23 protein-coding genes and 1 riboswitch are annotated in these 26,381 nt (G+C 34.6%); of the genes, 2 read left to right on the top strand and 21 right to left on the bottom strand.

The window, feature by feature from the left end:
• Positions 1-68: 68 nt before the first annotated feature.
• From KFV12_RS01630 to KFV12_RS01605, 6 genes are all read right to left on the bottom strand, one after another.
• Positions 69-731 (bottom strand): methionine ABC transporter permease, encoded by a 663-nt coding sequence (locus KFV12_RS01630; protein ID WP_111716828.1) that lies wholly within the window; start codon positions 729-731, stop codon positions 69-71.
• Positions 732-1,742, bottom strand: coding sequence for a methionine ABC transporter ATP-binding protein (locus KFV12_RS01625; RefSeq protein WP_254257125.1), 1,011 nt, complete (start codon positions 1,740-1,742; stop codon positions 732-734).
• Between the two features lie 71 nt (positions 1,743-1,813).
• A riboswitch (SAM riboswitch) is annotated at positions 1,814-1,919 on the bottom strand.
• Positions 1,920-1,979: 60 nt separating this feature from the next.
• On the bottom strand, positions 1,980-5,162 hold the full coding sequence (locus tag KFV12_RS01620; RefSeq protein WP_302054727.1) for an efflux RND transporter permease subunit: 3,183 nt from the start codon (positions 5,160-5,162) through the stop codon (positions 1,980-1,982).
• Between the two features lie 123 nt (positions 5,163-5,285).
• The gene (locus tag KFV12_RS01615; RefSeq protein ID WP_111716831.1) at positions 5,286-6,134 is read right to left on the bottom strand and encodes an NAD(P)-dependent oxidoreductase; all 849 of its coding nucleotides are present in this window, start codon (positions 6,132-6,134) and stop codon (positions 5,286-5,288) included.
• A 442-nt stretch (positions 6,135-6,576) separates the two neighbouring features.
• Positions 6,577-7,362, bottom strand: coding sequence for a pyrroline-5-carboxylate reductase (gene proC, locus KFV12_RS01610; protein WP_111716833.1), 786 nt, complete (start codon positions 7,360-7,362; stop codon positions 6,577-6,579).
• A gap of 30 nt (positions 7,363-7,392) precedes the next feature.
• Positions 7,393-8,643 (bottom strand): lipid II:glycine glycyltransferase FemX, encoded by a 1,251-nt coding sequence (locus KFV12_RS01605; protein ID WP_254257124.1) that lies wholly within the window; start codon positions 8,641-8,643, stop codon positions 7,393-7,395.
• Positions 8,644-8,761: 118 nt separating this feature from the next.
• On the opposite strand from KFV12_RS01605, the gene KFV12_RS01600 reads away from it, so the two are divergent.
• On the top strand, positions 8,762-9,019 hold the full coding sequence (locus KFV12_RS01600) for a hypothetical protein (RefSeq protein WP_239242040.1): 258 nt from the start codon (positions 8,762-8,764) through the stop codon (positions 9,017-9,019).
• Here KFV12_RS01600 and KFV12_RS01595 read toward each other — a convergent pair.
• The 12 genes from KFV12_RS01595 to KFV12_RS01540 form a co-directional block, all read right to left on the bottom strand.
• Positions 9,012-9,776 (bottom strand): VOC family protein, encoded by a 765-nt coding sequence (locus tag KFV12_RS01595; protein ID WP_254257123.1) that lies wholly within the window; start codon positions 9,774-9,776, stop codon positions 9,012-9,014. The genes KFV12_RS01600 and KFV12_RS01595 overlap by 8 nt on opposite strands.
• 3 nt (positions 9,777-9,779) lie before the next feature.
• Positions 9,780-10,460 (bottom strand): class I SAM-dependent methyltransferase, encoded by a 681-nt coding sequence (locus KFV12_RS01590; RefSeq protein WP_239242041.1) that lies wholly within the window; start codon positions 10,458-10,460, stop codon positions 9,780-9,782.
• Between the two features lie 117 nt (positions 10,461-10,577).
• The gene (locus KFV12_RS01585; RefSeq protein WP_302054726.1) at positions 10,578-11,270 is read right to left on the bottom strand and encodes a LutC/YkgG family protein; all 693 of its coding nucleotides are present in this window, start codon (positions 11,268-11,270) and stop codon (positions 10,578-10,580) included.
• A complete protein-coding gene (locus tag KFV12_RS01580) occupies positions 11,270-12,703 on the bottom strand; it encodes a LutB/LldF family L-lactate oxidation iron-sulfur protein (RefSeq protein ID WP_111716845.1) in 1,434 nt (477 codons plus the stop codon). The genes KFV12_RS01585 and KFV12_RS01580 overlap by 1 nt, the downstream gene beginning before the upstream one ends.
• Positions 12,703-13,437, bottom strand: coding sequence for a (Fe-S)-binding protein (locus tag KFV12_RS01575; RefSeq protein ID WP_254257122.1), 735 nt, complete (start codon positions 13,435-13,437; stop codon positions 12,703-12,705). The genes KFV12_RS01580 and KFV12_RS01575 overlap by 1 nt, the downstream gene beginning before the upstream one ends.
• 129 nt (positions 13,438-13,566) lie before the next feature.
• A complete protein-coding gene (locus KFV12_RS01570) occupies positions 13,567-14,268 on the bottom strand; it encodes a FadR/GntR family transcriptional regulator (protein ID WP_111716849.1) in 702 nt (233 codons plus the stop codon).
• 106 nt (positions 14,269-14,374) lie between these two features.
• Positions 14,375-16,561, bottom strand: a complete 2,187-nt coding sequence (locus tag KFV12_RS01565; RefSeq protein ID WP_254257121.1) for a thermonuclease family protein — start codon at positions 16,559-16,561, stop codon at positions 14,375-14,377.
• A 267-nt stretch (positions 16,562-16,828) separates the two neighbouring features.
• Positions 16,829-18,499: a glycoside hydrolase family 13 protein gene (locus tag KFV12_RS01560; RefSeq protein ID WP_254257120.1), complete on the bottom strand. Its 1,671-nt coding sequence runs from the start codon at positions 18,497-18,499 to the stop codon at positions 16,829-16,831.
• Between the two features lie 9 nt (positions 18,500-18,508).
• The gene (locus tag KFV12_RS01555; RefSeq protein WP_254257119.1) at positions 18,509-19,573 is read right to left on the bottom strand and encodes a GTPase domain-containing protein; all 1,065 of its coding nucleotides are present in this window, start codon (positions 19,571-19,573) and stop codon (positions 18,509-18,511) included.
• A gap of 101 nt (positions 19,574-19,674) precedes the next feature.
• On the bottom strand, positions 19,675-20,673 hold the full coding sequence (locus KFV12_RS01550) for a FecCD family ABC transporter permease (RefSeq protein WP_240838672.1): 999 nt from the start codon (positions 20,671-20,673) through the stop codon (positions 19,675-19,677).
• Entirely contained in the window at positions 20,673-21,689 is a 1,017-nt protein-coding gene (locus KFV12_RS01545; RefSeq protein WP_111716859.1) for a FecCD family ABC transporter permease, read from the bottom strand. The genes KFV12_RS01550 and KFV12_RS01545 overlap by 1 nt, the downstream gene beginning before the upstream one ends.
• A complete protein-coding gene (locus tag KFV12_RS01540; protein WP_254257118.1) occupies positions 21,682-22,494 on the bottom strand; it encodes an ABC transporter ATP-binding protein in 813 nt (270 codons plus the stop codon). Before KFV12_RS01540 ends, KFV12_RS01545 begins: the two co-directional genes overlap by 8 nt.
• 146 nt (positions 22,495-22,640) lie before the next feature.
• Here KFV12_RS01540 and KFV12_RS01535 point away from each other — a divergent pair, with 146 nt between their 5' ends.
• The gene (locus KFV12_RS01535) at positions 22,641-23,678 is read left to right on the top strand and encodes an NAD(P)/FAD-dependent oxidoreductase (protein ID WP_111716862.1); all 1,038 of its coding nucleotides are present in this window, start codon (positions 22,641-22,643) and stop codon (positions 23,676-23,678) included.
• A gap of 26 nt (positions 23,679-23,704) precedes the next feature.
• Here the strand turns inward: KFV12_RS01535 and KFV12_RS01530 are convergent, their stop codons facing one another.
• From KFV12_RS01530 to KFV12_RS01520, 3 genes are all read right to left on the bottom strand, one after another.
• Positions 23,705-24,430, bottom strand: coding sequence for a glucosamine-6-phosphate deaminase (locus tag KFV12_RS01530; RefSeq protein ID WP_254257117.1), 726 nt, complete (start codon positions 24,428-24,430; stop codon positions 23,705-23,707).
• Positions 24,431-24,442: 12 nt separating this feature from the next.
• Entirely contained in the window at positions 24,443-25,294 is an 852-nt protein-coding gene (locus KFV12_RS01525) for a YitT family protein (RefSeq protein ID WP_099579106.1), read from the bottom strand.
• A gap of 136 nt (positions 25,295-25,430) precedes the next feature.
• Positions 25,431-26,369: an L-lactate dehydrogenase gene (locus tag KFV12_RS01520; protein ID WP_111716866.1), complete on the bottom strand. Its 939-nt coding sequence runs from the start codon at positions 26,367-26,369 to the stop codon at positions 25,431-25,433.
• Between the last annotated feature and the right edge of the window lie 12 nt (positions 26,370-26,381).

The raw sequence follows: 26,381 nt of genomic DNA, 5'->3' as shown, positions 1-26,381 counted from the left end.
TGCGTTAATTTTTTCGTTCTTTATTATTTTCGTTTATATTTTTTATTTTAATCTTTCGTTTTTACTTATTATCTTTTATCTACACGTTTACTGATAAAGTCACCAGTTATTTGAATCAATTGTACAAGTATAATGAGTATAATGACTGTTACAATCATCGTAACGTTGTCATAACGATAGTATCCATATCGAATGGCAAGGTCACCAATACCTCCGCCACCGATAACACCAGCAGTTGCACTATAAGCTAGTATGCTAATAATCGCTAAAGTAATTGCCTGAAAAATCCCTGACATACTTTCTGGAATTAACACGTCCATAATAATTTGTTTAAGTGATGCACCAGTAGCTACACATGCTTCAATGACACCTTTATCGACTTCCTTTAAAGATGTTTCGATAAGTCTAGCAAATAAAGGTACAGCGGCAAGCGTTAAAGCGACACTTGCAACATAAGGACCATGGGACTGCCCAACAATCTTGGTAGCAAATGGCAGTATCGCTACCATCAAAATGATAAACGGAAACGAACGGATGATATTGACGATAAATCCTAATATCGAGTTAAGTGGTCCATTCGGTAAAAGTAATTGATTGCGTGTTAAATAAAGAAGGATACCAAGTGGCAATCCAATAAGAACAGAGAGTGTAATTGCAATACTAGACATTAAAATCGTTTCTAAAAATGCTTTATATAATTCTGGTAGAAGTGTTTGAAATTTATCGCTCATTTATGCCACCCTCTCGATTCCGTTCGATTTCTTTATGTATTCATTTATAGCAATTCTTTCTTGAATATCACCTGTAACTTCGAAAGTTAATATACCTATCGGTTGATTCTGTATGTATTCAATCCTACCTTGAATAATCGAGATATCGCAGTTAAATTTCTTATATAAATTATTGATAAAGGCACTTTCTGCACTATCTCCAATAAACTTAACCGTAATAATTTCTTTATGTTCATCATTTAATTTCGTATATTGATCTGGTAATTCCAGATGATAGATATCATTTACAAAGTGTCTTGTTAAATCACTTTGTGGATTAGAAAACACAGTAAATACATCTGCATGTTCCACGATTTCTCCATTATCCATTACGGCCACTTCATCACAAATTTCTTTTATGACATCCATCTCATGCGTAATTACAACGACAGTAATCCCTAATTTCTGATTAATATCGCGAATCAAGTTTAATATACTTTTTGTTGTCTCTGGATCTAGCGCACTCGTCGCTTCATCACACAACAATATTTCCGGATCATTGGCAAGCGCACGTGCAATTCCGACACGTTGCTTTTGTCCTCCAGACAACTCTCTTGGATAACTATCACGGCGATGGGTTAGTCCTACAAGATTAAGTAATTCAGTAATGCGATCATCATACTGTTTCTTAGGGAAATGTGCTGCTTTTAAACTGAATGCGATGTTTTCCGCTACTGTCTTAGATTGGATTAAATTAAACTGCTGGAAAATCATCCCTATGTTTAATCGTTCTTTTTGTAGTTTCTGTTTGTTTAACGTTGTAATATCTACATCATTGACAAGCACTTGGCCACTCGTAGGTCTCTCGAGTAAATTTATTGTTCTGAGCAAAGTACTTTTTCCAGCACCACTATAACCAATAAGTCCAAATATCTTTCCGGTTGGAATCATTAAATAAATATCTTTCAACGCTTGTGTCGTCTTACCGTTCCTTCTGTATGTCTTATTGACATCAATAAACTGTATCGCCAATCTATTCCCTCCACTTACTTATCCAAAGAAAAAAACGTCATTGCTTAATAGCAATGACGTAATATATGAGTCACTTATCTATCAAGCATAATAGCTTGTTGGATTTAGCACAGTACTCGTAAGAGCCCGCTGCTGAGACGTCATAGGGCCAATTCCCTCAGTCTCTCTGGATAAGATATTTAATTTTTAATATGGTATTTATATTAGTACTCAAATTTTCAATTGTCAATGAATTCTTTAGTTTTTATTTACAACGGTTACGCGCTCTGTTGTTGTATTACTTTTCGTAAATTTATTACGCATTTTCATCAATAATTCATATACAATCGGAACTACAATTAATGTTAATAACGTGGATGATACTAAACCACCGATTACCGTTACAGCAAGCGCTTTAGAAATTAATACCGAACCATCTCCACCAAATAATAACGGCATTAATGCGCCAACTGTAGCAAGTGCTGTCATAAGTATTGGACGTACACGAGTCGTTGCAGCTTCTAAAATTGCTTCACGTGTCGGTAAACCTTCTGCTTCTTTGTTAATGACACGGTCAATTAATACGATAGCATTTGTTACAACGATACCAATTAACATTAACATACCAATCATAGATGGTACTGATAAAGTTTCTTTGAAAGCTAATAGTCCTAATATTACGCCGATAATTGTAAATGGTAATGAGAATAAGATTGCAAGTGGTGCAAGTCCACCTTTAAATGTTAATACTAAGATGAGATAAACAATACCTACTGCTGCAAGCATTGCAAGCCCGAGTTGAGAGAAACTTTCTCCAATATCTTCACTTGTTCCACCAACGTGAACATCAACATTATCAGGGTGTTTTAAAGTATTAACCTTTTCTGTTACATCTTGTGTTGCTTTACTTACATCTTTACCTTTGATTTTACCTTCAACGGATGCTGAAATATTACCATCTTCACGTTTAATCGTGTCAGAAGTTTTAGTTTCTTCAATCTTTACAACATCACTTAATTTCACTGATTTACCTAATGGTGATGTAAGTTTTGTATTTTCTAACTTTTCTTTCGTCCAGTTATCTTCTTTTTTCTTCGTTAAGATTACTTCCGTTGATTGTCCTTTTTCGCCAACTTTCGTTACAACTTTATCATCGCCACGTTGATTTAATGTCATTGCAACTTGTCCAGCTGTTAAACCTAACTCAGATAATTTATTATGATCTACTTTTAAAGTATACGCATCGTAACTATCTGAAAGTGACGTATTGACATTTGTTAATGATTTTACATCTTTTAATTCTTTTTCTAACTTTTCAACGACTGGTCGAATAGCTTCTGTCGATGGTCCATTTACGGTTACTGTAACCGCATTTGTTGCACCACCTGTTGCGAAGTCCTGGTTTTTCCAATCGCCCTCATGATTTAATTTAGCAATTTTCGCTAACACTTTATCCGCTTCATCTTCCCAGTTTGGTGTATCTTTCTTGTATTCAACCATCATTGCCATATCATTAGATGCGACAGGGTTGAATGGATTTTCTCCACCAACAGAAAACTGTGTATTCACAACGTTTTCATTTTTAGCTAATATTTTCTGAACTACTTCACCTTTTTTCACAACGTCTTCTTCTTTTTCACCTGGTTTCGGTTTGTATGTTAATGCCAGTAACTTATCTTCACCTGTAGAAATAAATGACGTACCTAAATAAGGTGTTAAGAATAGACTACCCACAAGTAATAACACACTTAATGCAGATACAATCGCTTTATGTCTTAATGACCAGTCTAATATCTTGCGATAGAATCCAGCAATCTTTCCAACCTTCTCTTCATCGTCATGATGACCTTTAATACCGTTCTTAAAGAATGTATGTGCAAGCATCGGCACGATAGTAATCGCAATTAAAAGTGAGGCAAGTAATGCAAATACAACGGTCCATGCAAATGGTCTGAAGATTTCACCAATAGACCCAGATACTAAAGCTAATGGTAAGAATACAGCGATTGTAACCATCGTTGAACTCATGATTGGAATGAACATTTCTTTCGTTGCACTGCTGATTAATGCAAATCCTGTTAACTTCTCACCTTTAAGCGACATACGACGGAATATATTCTCAATAACGACAATCGAGTCATCAATAACACGTCCAATTGCAACGGTCATCGCCCCTAACGTCATAATGTTAAGTGAAATGTCCATCTGTTTTAAAATAAGCATCGCCATTAAAATAGACATCGGAATAGAAACAACCGCAATTAAAGTTGAACGAATATTTCTTAGGAAGATCAAAATCATAATAACCGCAAATATCGCACCGATAATCGCTTTTTCCGCCATCGTCTTAACTGAATCTTCAATCGGTTTTGCCTGATCCATCATAAGTACGGCACTCATATCAGGATTGTCTTTTTTAAATTGTTTAACTTTTTCTTTTACTTCATTAGCCAAAGTTACAGTGTTCGCATCGTCTGATTTGATAACCTGCACGCTTAATGAGTCTTTACCATTTGTTTTAGAAATTGATTCACGGCTTTGCACTGTTTTTATATCTGCTACTTCTGATAACTTCACAGTTGGCACTTTGGCATTTTTCATCGCTTCCATCATAGCCTTCTGTGCTGCCGGATCCGGATCTTGTGGCATTTGTGCCGACTGACTTGGGGCTGTTTGGCTTTGAGTAGCACTACTATCTGTCACCGGAATTTTAAGCGATTTTAATGCTTCTACATTTGTAAACTGACCATTTACAATAATGCTCTTTAAATCATTACCGAAAGTATATAATCCAAGTGGCGCATCCATTGTAGCACCTTTAATAAACTGTAATACGCTATCTTCAGTTAACTTTTTCGCTTTTAACTTTTTGTCGTCAAACTGAAGTTCAACCTGTTCAACTTCCTGTCCTGAAAATGTAACGTTTGTTACACCTTCAATACCTTCAATTTCAGGTACTAAATCTTTCTTTATCTTTTCTGTTAAAGTCTTGATATCTGATTTATCACTAGAAATTGAATAGCTGATAATCGGGAAAGTGTACATCGACATTTGAGATACTTGTTTATCCATAGCACCTTCAGGCATCTCAACTTTATCAATCTGCTTTTCCAGTTCATTTTGTGCTTCATCCATATCTGTACCAAATTTATATTGCACCGTTACAGCAGAAGCGTTTTCAAGAGACTGACTTGTTACTTTTTCTACACCTGATAAATTCTTAACTTTTTTTTCAATCGGATCGGTTATACCTTCTAAAACATCCTCAGGTGTAGCACCTGGATAAGGTGTTGTAATCGATATTACCGGTGTTGACATACTTGGTAACATTTCCATCTTCATCTTCGTTGCACTATAAACCCCAGCTGCTAAAATAATTAATGTCATCAACCAGATAGCGAGTTTATTATGCAAAGAAAAATCAATTATTTTCTTAATCAAGACTTTTCCTCCATTCATATATAACTTCTTAACAATAGGCAATTTTACATGATTTATCCAAATAAAGCACCTAATATCACACAACTTCATTAAATATTAATATTTTCTTTTCTTTTATATCTTTTACTGATATTTTTTATAGATAATTTGTGTGCCTGTCGTCTGCTTCAACGCATCAGACAGTGTATCGTATAATTCATATGCAAGAGATAAACCTGGTAATTGAATATTCATTTTCTCTGCTTCTTCTAAAGCAATCTTCATATCTTTTAAAAAGTGATGTGTATAAAAACCCGGTGCGAAGTCATCAACTAACATACGTGGTGCAAGGTTAGATAATGACCAGCTTCCAGCAGCACCTTTCGAAATTGTTTCAAGTACACGCTCAACATCTAATCCGGTTGACTTTGCATAATAAAGACTTTCTGCAACACCTAGCATATTAGAAGCGATTGCTATTTGATTCGCCATCTTCGTATGCTGTCCACTTCCTGCAGCGCCAAAATAAGCAATAGATTTACCGATGCGTTCTAATAGCGGATAAACTTGATCAAACGTTGTTTCATTACCACCTACCATAATAGAAAGCGTGGCATTTTTGGCACCAATATCGCCTCCACTAACCGGTGCATCGAGCACTTCAATTCCTTTTGTTTGTCCTGCATTAAACAATTTCTTAGCAAGTTCAGGACTGCTCGTAGTACAGTCAATAAATATTTGATGCTCTCTACCGTTTGTAATTAATCCATTCTCACCAAGATAAGTTTCTTCAACATCTACAGGATAACCAAGTATCGTGAATACGATGTCAGCATGTTCAGCTACTGCTTTTGGTGATTCACACCACACAGCGCCAGCTTCTATTAAAGACGCAGCCTTCTCTTTCGTTCTGTTATGCACGAATAATGTTTCACCCAAATGACTTGCCATGCTACGTCCCATAACACCTGTTCCGATAAATCCTATTTTCATCATAACAACTCCTTAATATTTATATTATTTTATATTTTTATTATTTTATATTTTTATCAATCAATATATATTACAATATAAGTGATTGGAGGTTAAACCATGCAAAGAGTAATGATGACGATGCTAATTGTCATGCATATTGTATTTTTTTTGAGTTACTTTATTCATAGTGGCATTATTTTTCTAACCATATATTTTTGGTTAATATTTTGTATCGTTACTTTTCTGATAGGCATACATTATCATTTTTCTAATGATCTAAGCATCTCTAAAAATATTACCTACAGATTACTTGCGATATTTTTAACTTCATTTAGCGTCTTTAACTGCCTATTTATATTATACGTTACATTTGTAAATCCGTTTCTATATATGAATACAAAACAATCAATTTTTAGCATCTTTAACTAAAAAAGAGACTGTACACTTTCGTGTCAGCCTCTTAACCTTTATTAAAAGCGTTAATCGCATCCATCGCTTTTGAGATAGCATCTCTAAAACCTTTTTCTTCTAACATTTTTACACCTTGAATTGTAGAACCACCTGGTGTTGTTACCTGATCTTTTAATACACCGGGATGCGCTTTCGTTTGACGTACCATCGTTCCTGCACCAATAATCATCTCACTAACCATTTGATATGCAAGCTCACGATTTAATCCTTCACTCACAGCATTGTCTGCCATCGCTTCAATGAGAAGATATATAAACGTCGGGCTGGATCCAGTCACAGCAGGCATTAAGTGCATTAAAGATTCATCAATCCAATGTGTATAGCCTAAACGTTTCATTATTTCTTCCACTTGCTTTGCTTCTTTTTTCTCGACAAATTCATTTTTACTCATCGCTAGCACACCAGCATTAACCCCCACCGGTGTATTAGGCATAAGTCGAATAATTTTTGGGTGCTCATCAAATTCATCATCAATCTCCTGAATAGATAATCCACCGACGATAGAAATAAGAATATGATGTTCGCGTATTTGTTTTGCCATTTTTGAAGTAACTTCACGGTAATTGTTAGGTGTCACACCAAGAATAATTGCATCGTACTGTGTAATATCACTCATCTTTGTAAGTGGTGTAATATTATGTTTTGCATTAAAGCTTTGAAGTTTATCTTTATTTCTCATCCAAATACCTAAATCCGTTCTAGTAAGTCCACTTCTGTTTAACCCTTTAACCATCTCTGTAACCATTTTACCGCCACCGATAAATGCTATTCTCAAAAGCTGTCACCTCAATTATTATATTAACTTTTACTTAGTTCTTATTTTAATCTTCTTCTTAAGATCTGTCATTTTTGGTTTAACAACTTCTATTAAATGATAAATCGGTTGATTTAATACATAATCAAATTCTCCAACTTTTTCACTCAATCTAGTACCCCAGACTTTCTTAAATTGCCATAATCCAAAATACTCTGAGTCTTTATCTGGCTCTTTACTCGTTCCACCGAAATCGTAACTTGTAGCGCCAACTGAACGTGCATATTGCATCATACTAAATTGCATATTATGGTTAGGTAAGTAATCTCTGAATTCATTGCTCGAAGCGCCATATAAGTAGTATGACTTTTTACCAGCAAACGTTAGTAATGCAGCTGATAATACTTTGCCTTCAGGGTGCGTTTGTTTTAAAGTTTCTAACGCTGCAATTTGTTTTTGAATTTTCTCTTGTTTAATATTTAAATCATTTAGCTGATTCTGTGCTTTCTTCTGATCTTTCTTTTGTGTGAGTTTTTCTTTCTGTACTTCAATATCGGTAAGTTCCTGGTTTAAATTTCGAAGGACTTTGTCTGGTACTAATTTCACTAAAAATAATTCGGCATCGCCATTTGGATTCAATGCATCATAAATGTTTTCAAAATAGGAAACATCTCGCGTTAAAAAGCCATCACGCGCTCCTGTTTCTTTCATCAATTCAGCAAATGTACCTAAATCCGTTCTATCACCTTTAATACAATCTGTTCCCATCTTCAAACTACGTTTCACTTTTGAACGATTGTTTCTTTCAAATGATTTAAGCAAAGTTTCATCGTCAACACTAATATCTGTCACCATCGTCATTCGAGGCTGAATGTAATCTGAACTTAAGCCATCACCAAATCCTCGGTGTATAAAGCCTAATGCTTCTAATTGTTGTACCATATTACCCATTGATTCTACTTCAACATAAGGATCGATTTTTATCACATATGCTTTTTCTGATTTTGCAACTTTGATTGCATCCTTTACTAATGCTTCTACCGCTTCTTTATCTTTGTAATCAACAATAAATCCTCTAGAAATATAGCAAAGTTTGTATGGTAATTTAGGTACTTTCTTGAACAGTAATTGTCCTACCCCGACAATCTCACCATCTCGACCAACAGCAATACGTCGTGCATACCAACCTGAACGAGATTTTGAAGCTGCCCAATCCGTTAGTTGTAATAAATCTCCGTTATCATGTGTTTTTACGAAATGATCATGTACTTCATTACTTATATTCATTCTTGAAACTGTCATAATAAGAATCCTTTCATACGTTACGCAACAATTTTTATTATTTTATTGTTATAATTGAACTAATGTTAATGTTACTTTATTATTTTAACATTATTCTATAAAAAATGAGGTTTTTTATATGTTGAAAAATTTATTATTAGTGTTACTTACGGTTATCAACGCATATTTTATATATACTATATCAACCGATGCTTCTATTAATTTATTGAGTGTCCATATCATTTCTGCTGGTTTTGCAGTTATTTTGTCTATATTATTTTTAATTACACGCGTTACATCATTTACAAAAATACTTGCAGCTTTAACAATTATTATTACTTCTTATCATATCTATTTAATCGTTATGGTCATCTACAATTATGTTTACGTTAAATAAATGCATATACTGCATCATGCACAAGATGTTCGCCTTTAAGACTGTCATCTTGTGTTTTCATTTCTAATCTTCTGATTTTGTTTTCATTTCCAGGGACTAACTTAATATGAGGTAATCCTTCTTTTTTTAATAGAAAATATGTATTGATAACCCCACCTATTACTTCATAATCAAGCCACGATACAAATATTTCTGCAATGCTATCAAAGTCATGCGTTTCGATAACAATCGTGTCGATATGAAGGTGCAATTGCATCTCACTTTCTAATACTTTCTGTCTTTCTTTATCCGACTCTCCCCATTGTATAAAGAAAGGTAACTCAAAATTACGTTCGTCATCTATATATAAAAGTTCCCATTGTATCAGTTTACCTTGAGGTGTGACTCTTTCCATCTTTAATGGTCCTAATGTCTTTAAACCTAACGATTTAAAGTGATGATTTAGGGCATAAATGTCATGCGTTCTAAAACATAGTCGTTTAAATCCTTCAGTATAATTAGTTCTTCCTAATGTACTCGCGAAACTCAAATATTCTTTATCATCTTTCATCGCAGCTTCTATTAATTGTTTATCAAATACGTCGATAAATTCGATATAAGATAAATCTATTCTACTTAAACTATTTTTAGTGCCTAACGACAAATGTTTTCCTCCTGGGATAATATTTAATTTATTACCCGGAAAACGAAAGTCTTCAATGCCATTTATATAATGTATAATATGATCGAATTGAATATCGATATTTTTTTCTTTCATTAATTATCCTTCTTTCTTCTGCCACACGACATTAATCCATCCACCTGCATTGTCACTCATCAATCTTTCATTCTCTAAAGTAAATTCACTTTCCTCCGCATCGGGCGGAACGAATAAACACTCTCCTGAGCCTATTATTTCTTCCGGATGAATACGCATCAGCTCATTTAAATTTTTAAAATGGGCATGTGCATACACTTTTCCTTTATTATATTGCGGGTCCATATAACGTTTCCCCCAAGCACTATCTCGATTAACAACAGCAATAGAGATTTTACCACCAGGCTTTAACACACGATAGGCTTGCTCAAAAACATGTTCTAAATCATCTACAAAATCTAATACACCCATCGAATAAATACGATCAAAAGTATTCTCAGAAAAATGAAGCGCATTAGCATCCATATGTATAAAATCTAAATTTAATTGCTGTTCAATTACTTTCTGACGTGCAATTGCTAACATTTCACCTGAAATATCGATACCTGTTACATTACACCCTTGTTGTGCAAATGGAATACTATATATACCTGTACCACTACCAATTTCAAGCACACGCATACCACTTTCAATATCAATCAATTGATTCATTAAATCTGTTTCAACTTGCCAAACATATCGTCCTTTTTTCGTTTCAAAATATGCATCATACTTATTGGCAACTTTATTATTAAATATCGTCATTTCATGCCTCCATAAAAATTTATTTTATGAACGTTAACACTATTCTATACAAAACATAATATTTATTAAAGCAATAGCAAAATAAACAACCTGGAGCTTTTGCTCCAGGCTGGAATATTATTTATCATCTAAAACAATATATGTTGCTTTAATTGGACCATGAACACCTACTACAAGTTTCATCTCTATATCCGCTGAGTTAGATGGTCCAGTAATTAAGTTAATGCAAGTTGGAAAGTTAGCTGCGTCTTTCATCATTTCATTCATTTCTTGAGCAGCTTGTGTAAATCTTGGCACAATAGTAGATTTAGGTACAATCGCAATATAAGTTGCTGGTAAAAGACTCACACTTCTACCAATCCCTTTATCTGCATATAATACAACTGTCCCACTTTCAGCTAATGTTGATTCACTAATTGTAATGCCGACATTCGCACGTTCAGCTACATGTAAATTTTCAGCACCTTTAGATTCATCCCAGATAAAGGCATCTTGAGCAGCTAAATCAATACCATATTCTGCGTAGCGTTTATCATTTGTAGCAATTACTTCACCATTCCCATATTTCGCAATAATATCTGATAAAGTTTTATTTACTTCATTTGAATTAGTCACAACTAAATCAGTATGGATAAATTCACATTGCTGCTTTAAAACATCCAACAACTCATCTTGAGAAAGTCCTGTTAATGTTTTATCTTGTGGTCTAAATTTCCACTCAGGGATTTCTACCTTTTCAGGCATTGCACGATTAAGATTTTTTGAGATGTTACTCATAAACGAATCTTTATTTTGAATTGTTCCTTTCATTATTTCGCACCTCTTTTCAATCTGTTTTGCATCCAGTCACGGAAATTCTCTTCATCCGGCATTGGGAAATCGCGTGTATCAGTCCAGGCATGTAATGGTTTCGGTCCTTTTGTTATCATATGTTCTTGTTTATTTTCAAATGGTGCCATCATTGAAGGGGCCATCTTAGTGCCATATTTAAATAAAGTTGCATGAGATGCTCCCATACTAAATCCTTTCATGACTAATCGTTCTGCTACAGGAGACATGTGTTCTTCTTCCACAATGACACGTCTATGTTCTAACAATAAGTCATGTAACGGGATTTTAACAGGACATGCTTCCGTACACGCACCGCATAGTGTTGATGCATATGGTAGTTCTTTATAATCTTTATAACCACCCAATAAAGGTGTCAATACAGCACCGACTGGTCCTGGATAGATAGAACCGTAAGAGTGTCCTCCAACCTGGCGGTATACAGGACACACGTTAACACAAGCTGCACAACGGATACATTGTAAAATAGATTGGAATTGTGTACCTAATATTTTAGAACGTCCATTATCAACGATAACTAAATGAAATTCTTCTGGTCCATCGATTTCATCATCTGCACGAGGGCCTGTTAAAGTTGTCACATAACTTGTTAAATTTTGTCCAACAGCTGCACGCGTTAACATAGAAACTAATACTTCTAATTCTTCGTGTGTTGGTACAATACGTTCCATACCCATCACAGTAATCTGTGTTTTTGGTAATGTTGTTACCATACGTGCATTACCTTCGTTCGTTACTAATGTGAAAGATCCACTTTCAGCAACACCGAAATTACAACCTGTAATACCAACATCTGCTGACAAGAATTCTTCTCGAAGCTTTTTACGTGCAAATAAAGCTAAATCTTCAGGACTATTTGATTTAGTGTAACCTAGTTTTTCAGTAAAAACTTTCTGAATCTGATCTTTATTCATGTGTAAAGCTGGTGTAACGATATGTGATGGTGGATTGTGATCATCAACTTGTAAAATATATTCACCTAAGTCTGTTTCGATGACTTCACAACCAACAGCTTCCATCGCCTTATTCAAATCAATCTCTTCTGTAACCATTGATTTTGACTTTGCTACTTTTTTCGCCTTTTTTTCTACTAATACTTTTTGAACATACTCATTTGCTTCTTCTGCAGTTTCAGCAAAAAATACATGTCCGCCTTTTGCTGCGACATTTTCTGCGAGCATATTTAAATAATAATCTAAATTCGCTAATGTATGCTGACGGATCTCTTCAGAGTGACTTCTCCACTCTTCCCAGTTACCTAGTGATTCCTGAGACTTTATTTTTCGTTCACGCAATCTATCTTGGGCACTAGAGACCGCACCACGCATAAAATCATCTTTAAGTTCTGTTTTTACAGCTTTCTTAAATGTTTCATTACCAATTTTCATACTCATTATACAGTCACCGCCTCTGTATTATTATTCAGGATTTCTACGATGTGGTAAACCTTAACTTTTTCACCTCGACGTTTTAAACGTCCTTCAATATTCATTAAGCAACTTGCATCTGCGCCAACTAAATAATCGGCACCACTTTTTACGATACAATCTACTTTTTCATCGACCATTTCACCTGAAACATCATTCATCTTAACAGCAAATGTTCCACCGAATCCACAACAATTGTAATATTCAGGTAGCTCTACAATCTCTAATCCTTCTACTGCTGATAATAACTTCTTCGGTGGCTCTGAATTATGTAATAAACGTGTATTATGGCATGATGGATGCATTGTTGCTTTACCTTCTAACTTGGCACCTACATCCGTAACACCAAGAACATTAACGATAAATTGTGTTACTTCATAAGATTTATCCGCCAAACGTTGTGCGCGATCACGCCACACCATATCATCTTTAAATAAATCTGGATAATGTTTAAACATTGTAATACATGAACCAGACGGTGCTACAACATACTCTGAATTTTCAAAAGCTTTGATCATGTTTTGTGCGGCTTTTTTCGTTTCTACATGATATCCAGAATTATATGCCGGTTGCCCACAACATACTTGTGCCGCAGGAAAGTCCACTTCACAACCTAATTTTTCAAGTAATTCTACAGTTGCAATACCCACTCTTTTTTCAAAAACGTCTACTAAACATGTACTAAATAAACTTACTTTCATAATGAAACACCCCTCTAGTTATCAATATCGCCCAATATTGATAAAATTTTCAGTCATCGGATGACTGTATCTCTAACAGTACTATTTTATTGGAATGATAATCTAAATGCAAGTGACAAAATTCCATTCTTACTTTGTTTCTAAATGTTCTAATAGTACATATTCCACTTCTTCTAAATGTTTAAGCATCTTTTCTTCAGAAAGTTTTATATCTTTTTGTTTGATTGCTTCATAAATCTCAAGATGTTCTTTATATAACTTCTCGATAGATTTCGTTTCTGTATAAATCCAGATTTTACGCGTCTCTTTCATTGTTGTCTTCACTTTATCTGATACTTCTACTAATAGTTGAGCTAACAACTCATTCTTAGTAGCTTTAGCAATCGCTAAATGGAAAGCAAAGTCACTTTGTTCACCAATTGCTTTATTATGTACTGCTAGTTTCATCTGCTCGAGTGCATCTTTAATATTCTGTAAATCCTTTTCTGAATGCTTCACAGCAGCACGACCTGCAGCGCCAACTTCTATAATTTTACGTACTTCTAATAAATCAATAATATCTTTTTTAGTATATACTGACATCTCTTTAGAAAAGACTTTAGGTTTAATATGCTTTACAAACGTTCCTTCACCATGACGGATTTCAACGAGTTCCATTACACGCAAAGCATTTAAAGCTTCTCTAATAGATGCTTGTCCTACGCCATAATCTTGAGCGAGTTTTTGAATCGATGGCAGTTTTTCATCGATCTCAAATTCACCTTCTTTGATTTGCATAATAATGCGATCTGCAATCTCTTCATATAATTTCTTCTTTTCAATTCTTACCACATTCATTCCTCCGATATGCCCTATTGGTGCTATTATATCAAAGGATAAGTTAAGTGTGAGGTTTTAAAAATAAAAAAGACAGGTAATTACCCTGTCTTTAGCAATATTATTTATGCTTCATTTTGCCAACCGGTTTTGTGTATCCAGCTGAAATATTTTGTTTATCAAGTTCATTAATCTCTAATTTGACTTCCCCATTGATAATATCTGAATCTACTTCGTCATTACCTTTATCATTAAACGTTTCAATAAGTCCATTTGGTTGTTCGAAACGTAATGTATAGTGACCGTTTAATAATAATGCTTTATATTCACCATTGTTGTCAGTAACCACTTCTTCAACAAGTTCATTTTCTTTGTAGATTGACACTTTTATATTTTTTAATAATTTATCTGGACGGTCAAATTTACCATTGTGGTTTTGATCTAAGAAAGCTATTCCAGATAAAGTCTTTGGTACTTCTTTAACGATTTCTTTTTCTACAATATCTACTGGAAGTAATTTATAGTTATCATAACTGTATGTTACTACACCTGTAATAGCATGATATGTTTTACCTACTTCTAATCCTGATTTTACTTTAATCATAAACGTTTTGCCGTTTTCATCTTCTACTGTATATTCCTGATGCTCATTAACTGATTTTACTGTAACATCGTTAATTGTAATTAATTCTGCTTCTTCTGTTTCACCGATAGCAGATAAGTCTTTAATTTCAGGTGTCACTTTTGAAGAGCCTGTTACTTTAATATTTTCAGATTCGATTTGATATAATCCGAAATATTCACTTGTTTCTCCAGTAGCTTCAATGACATCACCAATATTAGGTTTTACTGTTTTACTGCGGACAACAATGCCACCAGTATTGTCCTGAATATAAATGTTATAACCGTCAATATGTGTCACTGTCCCAGTTACAATTGCATTAGTACCTTTACCTGATTCACGAGCTGTCTGAATATCCATCACTTTTGCTGGTTCAGTCACGACTTCTCCTTCACCATTTCCTGAAGCTGGTGTATAACCTTGTGCAATTGCTTCTTCTTTAGTAAAAAAGATACGTTTATCTACTGGTACCTGATCGTAGTTTTGCGGATCATAAAATACTTTCGTATCAGAATTACCAACATATCTTAAGAAACCTTTGCCATCATATCGTGCACGGAATGCAAAAGGCAATTCCATTTGAGGATTTTCTCTATTCCACATACCAATTCCAGCATCTTGCGCTGCTTTTACTGCTGATTGAAACATGTTATAGTCATCCATACTTAATACTGGCCAGATAAAGTAAGTTGCAGCAAAACCTTCTCTTACCATCTCTAAATTAATGTTCACATTGTCACTCGTGCGGATAACTTGTCCTAATACACGTCCGTAGTCATCCGTAATGTGATCTTTGTTCACCTTCACTGTAATATCCATACCCGCAGTTAATTTTTCATTCAATGCTTTTTTCGCTAATTCTCCATAATATTTTTGATTATGGTTTAAGTCTGTTGTAATTAAACTTTCGTCATACGCATCTAAATGATATGTTTCAGCTGTATCCATATTCACGAAACGAATAGTATCAGCGCCCATAATAGCAGGTGAAATTTTAATCGTATCTCCATCTACTACTCGTAAAACTTTCACTTGATACTCATCTTTAGCAACTTCTGCTGGCGGTGCTATAACTGTACCATCGAACTGACCTAGTTGATCAAATGTATCTTTCGGTAATGCAATAAATTGTTGATTTGGATTGTATGCATCTTCAATATTTGTATCAGCTGTCATTAATTCGTTTGTTCGTACTAACGTCATATCTAATGTTGAAACGTCTGTTCCGAAATCCGTTCCTGGATCTACTCCAATTTGTCCGATAGAATCCTGAATAACGCCATCTTTAGTTACTGCATCATAATTTTGGAATAAAACGATTGTGTCATCACCATTGAAATTCATTACAGCGCTACCTGTTGTAAGTTGCGCCTTTGATAACACCGCTTCACCAGCATTTTGATTTGCAACAACATATGTTGATTTTGCATTGATCGTACCTGATAACTTTAAAGCTGTAACCGTTCCAGTTGTTCTGTTTGCACCATTCGTAAAAGTAACAAGACTATAATTTGATAAATCGACTGGTGTATCGCCTGGGTTATAAATTTCAAGTGCTTTGTTATAGCTAGAACCTTCTACATACTCAGAAATTAATAAATTAGATGCCGCATGCGCTTCTTTTGAATAAGGCATCATTGAAATCATTAATGCAACTACTAATACGAGTCTTAAGATTTGTTTCATGTCCTTTACTCCTCAAATGTGAATTAATATTACTTATTCACTGTATCAGTTGTATGTGTATTTCATATTTATTTTTTGTAAATTTATTGTTAAATAAATAAGGGTGAAACATAGGTCTTAGCTCTCTTCTGTTTAACATCTTAAACGGCGGAACAGAAGTTGCCCTACGACAAAAACCGAACAAAAACTATAAATCAAAGCGCGATTTATTAGTTTTGTCCGGTTTTTGCTTGCGGCAGAACACTTCTGTCCTAGCCTCTCCTATCATTAATGCACTTTATAAACTCTTGCCTCAAAAGGCATCAGTGTAAATACATCAGCTGATTGTTTATCAATTGGATAGTTGTTCAATACTTGTTTTTCTTTAGCTAAATCGAGCTTTTCATCTGTCTTTAAAGTGACTTTGTCGTGACTTAAATTTCCAAAAATAATATATTGTTCATCATCTAATGTACGCGTATATGCAAAAACATTTTTGTCTTCCGGATAGATTAAATCAAATGTTCCATATGTTAATGTTAAGTTTTCCTTCTTTAATTGAATCATTTTTTTATAGAAATTTAATAGTGAATCTTCTTTTCTTTCCTGTACGAAAACATTAATCTCTTCATAATTTGGATTCACTTTTAACCAAGGTGTACCCGTTGTGAAACCTGCATTTTTTGTATCATCCCATTGCATCGGTGTACGCGTATTATCTCTTGAGATACGCCCTAACATTTCTAACACCGCTTCTTTTGTCATTCCTTTTTTAAGTTCCTGATTATAAATATTTTTAGCATGCACATCATCGAAATCATCTATTGTTTCAAAAGGATAATTGGTCATCCCAATTTCCTGACCTTGATATATAAACGGCGTACCTTGCAACAAGAAATATACAATAGCATGACTTGTGGAGCTTTCAAACCAATAATTTACATCGTCACCCCATGTAGATGAAACACGCTGACGGTCATGGTTCTCAATGAACAATGCATTCCATCCTGTTGCTTCTAATCCTTTCTGCCATTCACTTAATACTTTTTTGTAACCTAATATATCAAAACTTTTACCTACATTGTGATCCCATAGATTTAAATGTTCAAATTGAAAGACCATGTTAAACTTACCGTTATCTTTGCCAACCCACTCATCAGCATCTTTAGTTGTGACACCGTTTGCCTCACCAACAGTCATTATGTCATACTTATCAAAAGTGTTTTCTTTTAATTCCTGTAAATAGTTTTGAATCCCAGGCTGATTCATATGGCCATCAAAAGATTCAGCGTAGCCTAACTTATCAACATTGGGTAAGTCACCTTTTTCGAAACTTTTTTTGATGTGACTGATAGCATCTACTCTAAAACCATCGATTCCCTTATCAAGCCACCAGTTCACCATATTATAGATTGCTTGACGCATATCTTTATTTTCCCAGTTTAAATCGGGTTGTTTTCTGCTAAATACATGCATGTAATATTGATCAGTTGTCACATCATATTCCCATGCCGAGCCTTCAAATATACTTGCCCAGTTATTCGGTTCTTTATCTGCTTTACCATCTTTCCATATATACCAGTCACGAAATGTATTATCTTTACTCTTTCGAGCTTCAACAAACCATTGATGTTCATCACTTGTATGGTTGATTACAAGATCTAAGATAAGTTTCATACCTCGCTCATGCACTTCATGTAATAATCGATCAAAGTCTTCCATCGTGCCAAAATCTCTCATGATTGCTTGATAATCGCTAATATCATAGCCATTATCATCGTTAGGCGATTCAAATATCGGACTCACCCATATTACATCTATTCCCAATGCTTTCAAATAATCAAGCTTTTCAGTAATTCCATTAATATCACCGATTCCATCGCCATTTGAATCTTTAAAACTTCTTGGATAAACTTGATAGCATACCGCTTCTTTCCACCATTTTCTTTCTACCGCCATAGCGACCTCCTATTGTGCATTATTATTTTGTCTTTGGTCATCTTCTATCACTTCACGTGCAATCTGCTTAATTTCTTCTACATATTTAGCAACAGCTTGAAATATTGGAAATGTATTTGTCAAGCCCATCTCTAAAATAGAAGAAACAGCCGCTGTTACAGGGTTGATACTTTTCATTTTAAACGATGTTCTAATTAATTGCACAATTTTTGTAAACTCCATCAGTTGCGACAGCCCATTATTTTTATCTTTTTCTTTCATTTCTTCAAACTCACGGACAAATTTATCTATATCAATCCATTCTTTTCGACGCTCCATTATGTCATCTTCCTGGATTTTAAAATGTGTCATTATCGTACGTTCAATAACTTTAAAATTTTCCTTTAAGACAATCTTTTTAAAGCTCGGCGTGAACAGTTTAGGAAATGATGAGTTTACTTTATAATTCAAATAACTATCGAGATAAGCAGCATCATTGTATCTTTGCATATATTCTTTTTGTTCTTCTTCAAATATACTTTCAATATGTAATTTAAGTGTTTCAATCCCTGTACCATCTAAAGCACTTGTAAAGTGATAGTTAAGTGGCATCTTTATATAAGGCTTTAACGTCACTTTTAGTTCCGTATCTTTATCACGCATTAATATTTCTTTGTCATCTTTACCGTTCACATCGATTAACGCATCTACTTTGTTGTAGATAAACGTAATCATCTTATCTTGTTTGCTTAAATATTTAATCATCTCAATATCTACTTCTTTGATTTTGCTTGAAAAAATATAAAAGTAATGTTCTATCGCTGCTTCATTCTGAATAATCTTTTTATATTTTTGAACAGTTACTTCTTCTGTCCCAACACCTGGAAAATCCACCAAAAATCCATAATCATTATATGGATAAGTCGTAGTTTCTAAAGTAGCATCTGTATGCACAGATGTATGTGCTTTAGCTGGACACAGCGCATTAATCAATGCACTTTTTCCTGCATCTGGTTGTCCTATAATTCCTATTTTATTCAGCGATCTATTTCTAATAAACGTTTCGTATGCTCTGATTAATGGATGCTTCTCCATAACTGTCACCCTTCCACATTATTTCTATTCTTATTCCCCTCTCTGTTCACAACAAGCATAAAAAGGCACATTTCCAGTCAGAAAATGTACCTTTCATCGCACTACAATCCTCTACGCATTAAATAAAGAAAGTATGGTGCTCCAATAATACTTACTATGATACCTGCAGGCATGCCAGCAGGTTCTATTAAAAGACGACCTAAAGTATCAGCAAAACTTAAAAGTATCGCACCTAACAATATTGTAATCGGAATAAAAACCTGATGTCTCGGACCAACTAATTGACGTGCAATGTGAGGAGCTATCAAACCCACGAATGCTATACTACCACAAATTGAAACTGCGCTTGCACACAACATTACAGAAATAATCAGAATCACTAATCTTTCTCTATTAATCCTTATGCCAAGACCTGTTGAAATATGTTCATGTGTATTAAGAATATTTAGTATATCTAGTTTCAGCAAAAGGATAGGTATCGTGATAATTAATACGGTAATAATCATCCAGACGAATGGCCATGTATCACCCCATATATTACCACCTAGCCATTTAGAGATAAATTCAACATCTTCTTTATTAAATGTCGATGTCATCATAATCATCGCACCAGCGAGGGCAGTAGACAACCCAACCCCTATAAGAATCATTTGCATCGGATTTAAACCACGTTTAGAACTACTCAACAGAAATACTGTCGCTGCTGTAATCAGACCACCAATCAAACTAAATAGCGGCAGTACATATACAAAATTACTGCTGTCGACCGGCATGAATATCATCAGCAATGCTATAAAGAAGCCACTGCCTGCGTTTATCCCTATAATACCTGGATCTGCCAGTGGATTTTTAGTAATACTTTGCAGTAGTGCACCACTTAAACTAAGTGCAGCACCACACAATATCGTTACAAGTAATCTTGGCATACGAAATTCATATAGCACCATCGTATCAGTTTCATTTCCCATACCAAATAATGTTTTTAAGAATTGTAATGGTGACATCTTAAAATCCCCAACAGTCATACTCACTGTAATGATTGCAAATAAAATTATAATCAAAATAGTTGGTACAAACACATTTTTAATTTTTGTATGCATTATGAAATTCCTACCTTTCTTACGAGATAAATAAAGAAAGGCACACCTATAATTGAAATGATTGCACCTACTGGAGACTCTCCCATCATACGTGCCAGTATATCAGCACAAACAAGAAATATTCCACCTAAAAGCGTTGCGACAGGTAGCAACTTTCTATAATCTACGCCAACTAAAAGACGTGCAATATGTGGAATCATCAATCCAACAAATGCTAAGGAACCTGCCATTGCCACTGCGACACCGGCTAAAATCATCGTTAATAATGAGAATATAATTCTAATCGTCGTTAAATTGACCCCTAAACTTTGTGCCATTTCATCACCTAAAGATAACACAGTAAGCTGATGACCGATAAGCAGTATGAAGATGATAACAATTAATATTATCGGGGATGCATATTTTAGTTGTGTCCAGGTCGTACCAGCAACACCACCACTAGACCAAAGCATCGAACTTTGATTCGTTCTAAAATATAATGAAATCCCTTCAGCAATTGCTAATAACAAACTACTCACAGCTGCTCCAGCTAATATAATACGCATCGTATTAAAGCCACCTTTTTTACTTAAACCGAGCATCAATACAATGGATCCTCCTACAATTGCACCGATAAATCCAGCCAGTATAATCGCAAAAAAGTTCGCTCCACGCGTAAATGCAAATAAAATACTGATACCTAAAGCTGCTCCTGAGTTAAGTCCGATTAAAGCAGGATCTGCCAAAGGATTCTTAGTCACGCCCTGCATGACTGCACCAGTACATGCAAGACTCATCCCAACGAGCATGGCAGCTATCTCTCTAGGTATACGTATATCGCGAATAATATTATGTTCAGAAATATCTCGATAATGAAATAGCGCATCATATATCGTTTTAAAACTATAGTTATTTACACCCAACATAAATGAAACAATTAACATTGCCAGCAATAAAAGAAGAAGCAAAGGAATGACAATGTATAATTTCCCGGAAAATATATATCGTTTATTTGTAAATGTACTTTGTTTATTCATCTGTATCCCTGCTATAGTGCTTGCATAATAAATCATAGGTTACAAGCATCGGCTTTCCATTGCGTGGATCTACGCTGAGCTCGGCATCTATATTAAATACTTCTTCTAAGACATCCTTAGTCAAAACATTCATCGTATCTCCCTGCTTAATGATATTCCCATCTTTCATTGCAATAATATGATCAGAAAATCGAACTGCCTGATTAATATCATGGAGAACCATTATAATCGTACAATTTTCCTGTTCGTTTAAATCTCTAACAAGTTCTAAAATTTCTAATTGATGCGAAATATCTAGATATGTTGTTGGTTCATCCAGAAAAATAATATCCGTCTTCTGAGCTAATGCCATAGCAATCCATACGCGTTGTCGTTGTCCACCACTTAAATCATTAACATTCTTATCTTTGAAATCTGTTGTACCTGTGACACGCATCGCCCATTCAATTTCCTGATGATCAAGCTGAGTTAGTCTACCAAATCCTTTCTGATAAGGAAATCTGCCATAACTGATCAGTTCATAAACGCTTAATCCATCTGCCACATCAGGTGATTGCGGTAGGATTGCAATCTTTTTAGCAACCTCTTTAGTCGGTTGCTGATGAATATTCTTTCCATCTAATACAACCTCACCCTGCGCTACGTTTAATATTCTTGACAATGCTTTTAATAACGTTGATTTTCCGCATCCATTCGGCCCTATAATAGATGTCACTTTTTTATCAGGAATGGAAACATCTAAATTTTTAATGATATCCCTTTCGCCATAATTAATGGTAATCTGCTTACCTTCTAATCGATTCATATATATCCTTCTTTCATATTTTCCATAACAAAATATTTCATACTATAAATCATAATCACTCTCATATAATTGATAATCATTATCAATACTGTTATATTTTATAGTATAATAACTTACAACGCAAGATAATTAGGGAGATATAAATTATGAAGCAATTATTAGATATAACGATAATCGGTGGTGGGCCTGCTGGTCTCTATGCTGCTTTTTATGCAGGATTACGAGGTTTGAAAGTACGCATCATTGATCAGAACAATACTTTAGGTGGTAAACTTAATCTTTTTCCTGAGAAAATCGTATGGGATGCTGGTGGGATTCCGCCGCAACCTGCAGCAGAGATTATGCAGAATTTGATTAAACAAGGCACTACATTTAATCCTGAAGTCATATTAAACACCGTCGTAACCGATATAAAAAAAGAAAATGACTTTCACTTTATCGTAGAGACAAACGATAAATCTTATCACTCCAAAACTGTTATCGTGGCAGTGGGTTCAGGTATCATCAAGCCGATTAAACTGGATATTGAAGGTGCCGATCGATATGAAGTTAATAACCTACATTATGTCGTCCCTTCTTTAAAACGCTTTAAAGATAAGCGCGTTCTTATTTCTGGTGGTGGAAATGCCGCAGTTGACTGGGCACATGATATCGCTCCTATTGCAAAAAGTGTGCATATTATATGCCGTAAAGAAGATTTTAAAGGTCACGAAGAGACAGTGCGCCAACTGGATGAATTAGGAGTAGTCAAGATGACAAACCAAACAATTCATTCTCTAATTGCAGAAGAGGACGAAATTAAACAAGTTGAAATTATTCATAATACTGATGACACAATTCAAATTTTAGATGTCGACGATGTCATTATCAATCATGGTTTCCACATGGACTGCGAGCTATTAAATGACAGTTCAGTTCAATTTGAACGTGTTGATGATTTTTATATTAAAGGAAATGCGAATACTTCTACGAACACGCCAGGTATTTATGCTATCGGTGACATATTGAAACACGATGCGAAAGTCAACTTGATTATCGGTTGTTTCCATGACGCAGCGACTTCTATTAATCAGATTAAAATGTATCTTGACCCAAATGCACTATCATACGGCATCGTTTCAAGTCACAATCCAATATTCGAAGAAGAAAATGAAAAGATAAAGAAAAAATTATTTGAATCATAAAAAAGAGGACTAAATTAGTCCTCTCATTAGAATGGTGAAGCATCATTGTCCGTAATTATCAATACATTCGGATGATGCAGCAATACACTCGCTGGTATCGCTTCATTTGGTTGTGTCATATCGTATAATTGTCGAATGATAGATTTTTTCTTTTCTCCGGTCGCTAAAAGAATAATTCTATCTGATTGCATAATCGTATTTATACCCATCGTCACTGCTTGCGTAGGTACTTCGTCAATTGTATCGAAAAATCTTGCATTCGCTCGAATCGTTTCTTCTGAAAGGTCCACCATTCTCGTATTGGACGTAAACGGTGTACCTGGTTCATTAAAACCTATATGACCATTCGTCCCAATGCCAAGCAACTGAAGATGAATAGGATGTTCTTTCATTATCAATTCATCATAAGCTTTATTATCCTCATCCAGATTCTCTCTATCATTATCCGGGAAATAATATTGTTCCGGCTTAATATCAATATGATCAAATAAATGATGTTTCATGTAATAAAGGTAACTTTTCGGGCTTTGCTTATCTAATTCAAAATATTCATCTAGATTAAATGTTTGTATAAGAGATAAATCAACCGGGTTTGATTTTAACAGTCTCACTAATTCAGCATATACAGGTTCCATCGTACCACCAGTTGCTAAGCCTAGTTTAGTATGTGGATTACACTTGATTTCTCTAAATAATTCAATCGCAACATATTGAGCAGCAAGTGATGCATTCCCTAAATTAATAAATTCCATCATTATTTCTCCTTAATCTTCATTGATAAAACCATTTCCTAGAACATCACGAACATCATGGACGACAACAAATGCATTTTCATCAATCTTTTTAATCATACGCTTTGTCTTTGTAAGTTGTAATTTATTAATAACACAATACAGAACTTCTGTCTCTCTTTTACTATAATACCCACGACCATTGAGTATTGTAATGCCGCGACCAATATCTTCATCTAACATTTTAGCAATTGGATCCGGATTTTGCGAAATAATCGTAATCGCTTTTTTAGGGTTTAATCCTTCTATGATCATATCCATCGATTTAGTACCTAAATATAAACTTAAAACTGTTAACAGTGCTTTTTCCACCGGGATAACAGTTAATGAAATCGCCACAACAATTAAATCAAAGAATAACAATGCATAAGATGTGCTTACATCTAAGTATTTATGGGCAATACGCGCAAGTATCGTTGTACCAGCTGTAGTACCTCCTACAAGCACGATCATACCGATACCAATACCTACTAAAAATCCACCGAAAATCGTGCTCACTAACACTTCTTTTAAATGAAGTTGTAACGGCTCAGTTATTTTTAAAAATACTGAAAGTGCAACAATAGAAATAATCGTTAGTGCCATAGAACGTTTCGATAAAAATTTATATCCTACAGCGAGTAATACCAGGTTCATTAATAGCGTTGTAATCGCAGGAGACCAACCGAAGCTATATAGGAAGATAAGTGACATCCCCGTTACGCCACCTTCACCTAAATTGGCAGGTATAATGAAAACGTTCACTGCAAGAGAAAATATTAAAGAGCCTAAAAGTACAAAAAAGACTGATTTCCAGGTAAGTTTTAAATTTTTAAAATAGTTCATCTTTTCCTCCTTTAAGAATGAAATAATAATTGAAGTCGGTTGTAAGTGTATCGAATTTTATACACTCTTTCAACAATACGGCATAAAAAAGGACATCTGTTTACAGATGCCCCGAAATATATTATTTTAAACGTTATTATTTAAAGAAAGGTTCTTGGATAGCTTTTAAAGTTGCAACCGATTTATCAAATTTTTCTTGTTCTTCAGCTGATAATGGTGTTTCAAATACTTTACTGATACCATTACGGTTGATTAACGTCGGTACACCAATATACACATCGTCATGGCCATACTCACCATTTAATTTTGCCGAAACTGTTAATACCGAGTTTTCATTACCTAAAATTGCTTTAGAAATACGCGTTAACCCCATTGCTACACCATAGTATGTTGCACCTTTTGCTTTAATAATTTCATATGCAGCATCGCGTGTATTAACAAAGATTTCTTCCATTTTCTCTTTGTTGTCTTTAAGAAGGTCTGTTACTTTCATTCCAGCAACATTTGCGCTACTCCATACTGCAAGTTCTGAATCTCCATGTTCACCAATAATATATGCATGCACACTATCAGCAGCTACTTCAAACTCTTGACTAAGCAAGAATCTAAAACGTGCAGTATCTAATATCGTACCTGAACCAATTACACGTCCTTCTGGTAACCCTGAGAATTTTTGAACTGCATATGTTAAAACATCTACAGGGTTTGTTGCGATTAAGAAAATGCCATCAAATCCAGTCGCCATAATTTCATCAACGATAGATTTGAAAATTTTCATATTCTTACCTACTAAATCTAAACGTGTTTCACCTGGTTTTTGAGCTGCACCCGCACAAATTACGATTAAATCTGCGTCTGAACAATCTGCGTAAGTACCATATTTAATATTCATTGGATTTGGCGCATACACAACACCGTGATTTAAATCCATTGCATCTCCGATAGCTTTCGCTTCGTTCAAATCAATAATAACGAACTCATCACAAACACCTTGATTTAACATTGCGAATGCATAGCTTGATCCAACTGCGCCGTTACCTACTAATACAACTTTATTACCTTTAAATTTAGTCATTTCAACTTCTCC

This window comes from Macrococcus epidermidis (assembly GCF_024205965.1).
In the GTDB taxonomy this organism is placed as follows: Bacteria; Bacillota; Bacilli; order Staphylococcales; family Staphylococcaceae; genus Macrococcoides; species Macrococcoides epidermidis.
This window is presented reverse-complemented; position numbering and strand designations above follow the sequence as displayed.

What these genes read in the sequence shown, in the direction of transcription:
- KFV12_RS01630 (WP_111716828.1), bottom strand. Translation starts at nt 731, where the DNA reads ATGAGCGATAAATTTCAAACACTTCTACCAGAATTATATAAAGCATTT.
- KFV12_RS01615 (WP_111716831.1), bottom strand. Translation starts at nt 6,134, where the DNA reads ATGAAAATAGGATTTATCGGAACAGGTGTTATGGGACGTAGCATGGCA.
- KFV12_RS01605 (WP_254257124.1), bottom strand. Translation starts at nt 8,643, where the DNA reads ATGACAGTTTCAAGAATGAATATAAGTAATGAAGTACATGATCATTTC.
- KFV12_RS01600 (WP_239242040.1), top strand. Translation starts at nt 8,762, where the DNA reads ATGTTGAAAAATTTATTATTAGTGTTACTTACGGTTATCAACGCATAT.
- KFV12_RS01595 (WP_254257123.1), bottom strand. Translation starts at nt 9,776, where the DNA reads ATGAAAGAAAAAAATATCGATATTCAATTCGATCATATTATACATTAT.
- KFV12_RS01590 (WP_239242041.1), bottom strand. Translation starts at nt 10,460, where the DNA reads ATGACGATATTTAATAATAAAGTTGCCAATAAGTATGATGCATATTTT.
- KFV12_RS01585 (WP_302054726.1), bottom strand. Translation starts at nt 11,270, where the DNA reads ATGAAAGGAACAATTCAAAATAAAGATTCGTTTATGAGTAACATCTCA.
- KFV12_RS01580 (WP_111716845.1), bottom strand. Translation starts at nt 12,703, where the DNA reads ATGAGTATGAAAATTGGTAATGAAACATTTAAGAAAGCTGTAAAAACA.
- KFV12_RS01575 (WP_254257122.1), bottom strand. Translation starts at nt 13,437, where the DNA reads ATGAAAGTAAGTTTATTTAGTACATGTTTAGTAGACGTTTTTGAAAAA.
- KFV12_RS01565 (WP_254257121.1), bottom strand. Translation starts at nt 16,561, where the DNA reads ATGAAACAAATCTTAAGACTCGTATTAGTAGTTGCATTAATGATTTCA.
- KFV12_RS01560 (WP_254257120.1), bottom strand. Translation starts at nt 18,499, where the DNA reads ATGGCGGTAGAAAGAAAATGGTGGAAAGAAGCGGTATGCTATCAAGTT.
- KFV12_RS01555 (WP_254257119.1), bottom strand. Translation starts at nt 19,573, where the DNA reads ATGGAGAAGCATCCATTAATCAGAGCATACGAAACGTTTATTAGAAAT.
- KFV12_RS01550 (WP_240838672.1), bottom strand. Translation starts at nt 20,673, where the DNA reads ATGCATACAAAAATTAAAAATGTGTTTGTACCAACTATTTTGATTATA.
- KFV12_RS01545 (WP_111716859.1), bottom strand. Translation starts at nt 21,689, where the DNA reads ATGAATAAACAAAGTACATTTACAAATAAACGATATATATTTTCCGGG.
- KFV12_RS01540 (WP_254257118.1), bottom strand. Translation starts at nt 22,494, where the DNA reads ATGAATCGATTAGAAGGTAAGCAGATTACCATTAATTATGGCGAAAGG.
- KFV12_RS01535 (WP_111716862.1), top strand. Translation starts at nt 22,641, where the DNA reads ATGAAGCAATTATTAGATATAACGATAATCGGTGGTGGGCCTGCTGGT.
- KFV12_RS01530 (WP_254257117.1), bottom strand. Translation starts at nt 24,430, where the DNA reads ATGGAATTTATTAATTTAGGGAATGCATCACTTGCTGCTCAATATGTT.
- KFV12_RS01525 (WP_099579106.1), bottom strand. Translation starts at nt 25,294, where the DNA reads ATGAACTATTTTAAAAATTTAAAACTTACCTGGAAATCAGTCTTTTTT.
- KFV12_RS01520 (WP_111716866.1), bottom strand. Translation starts at nt 26,369, where the DNA reads ATGACTAAATTTAAAGGTAATAAAGTTGTATTAGTAGGTAACGGCGCA.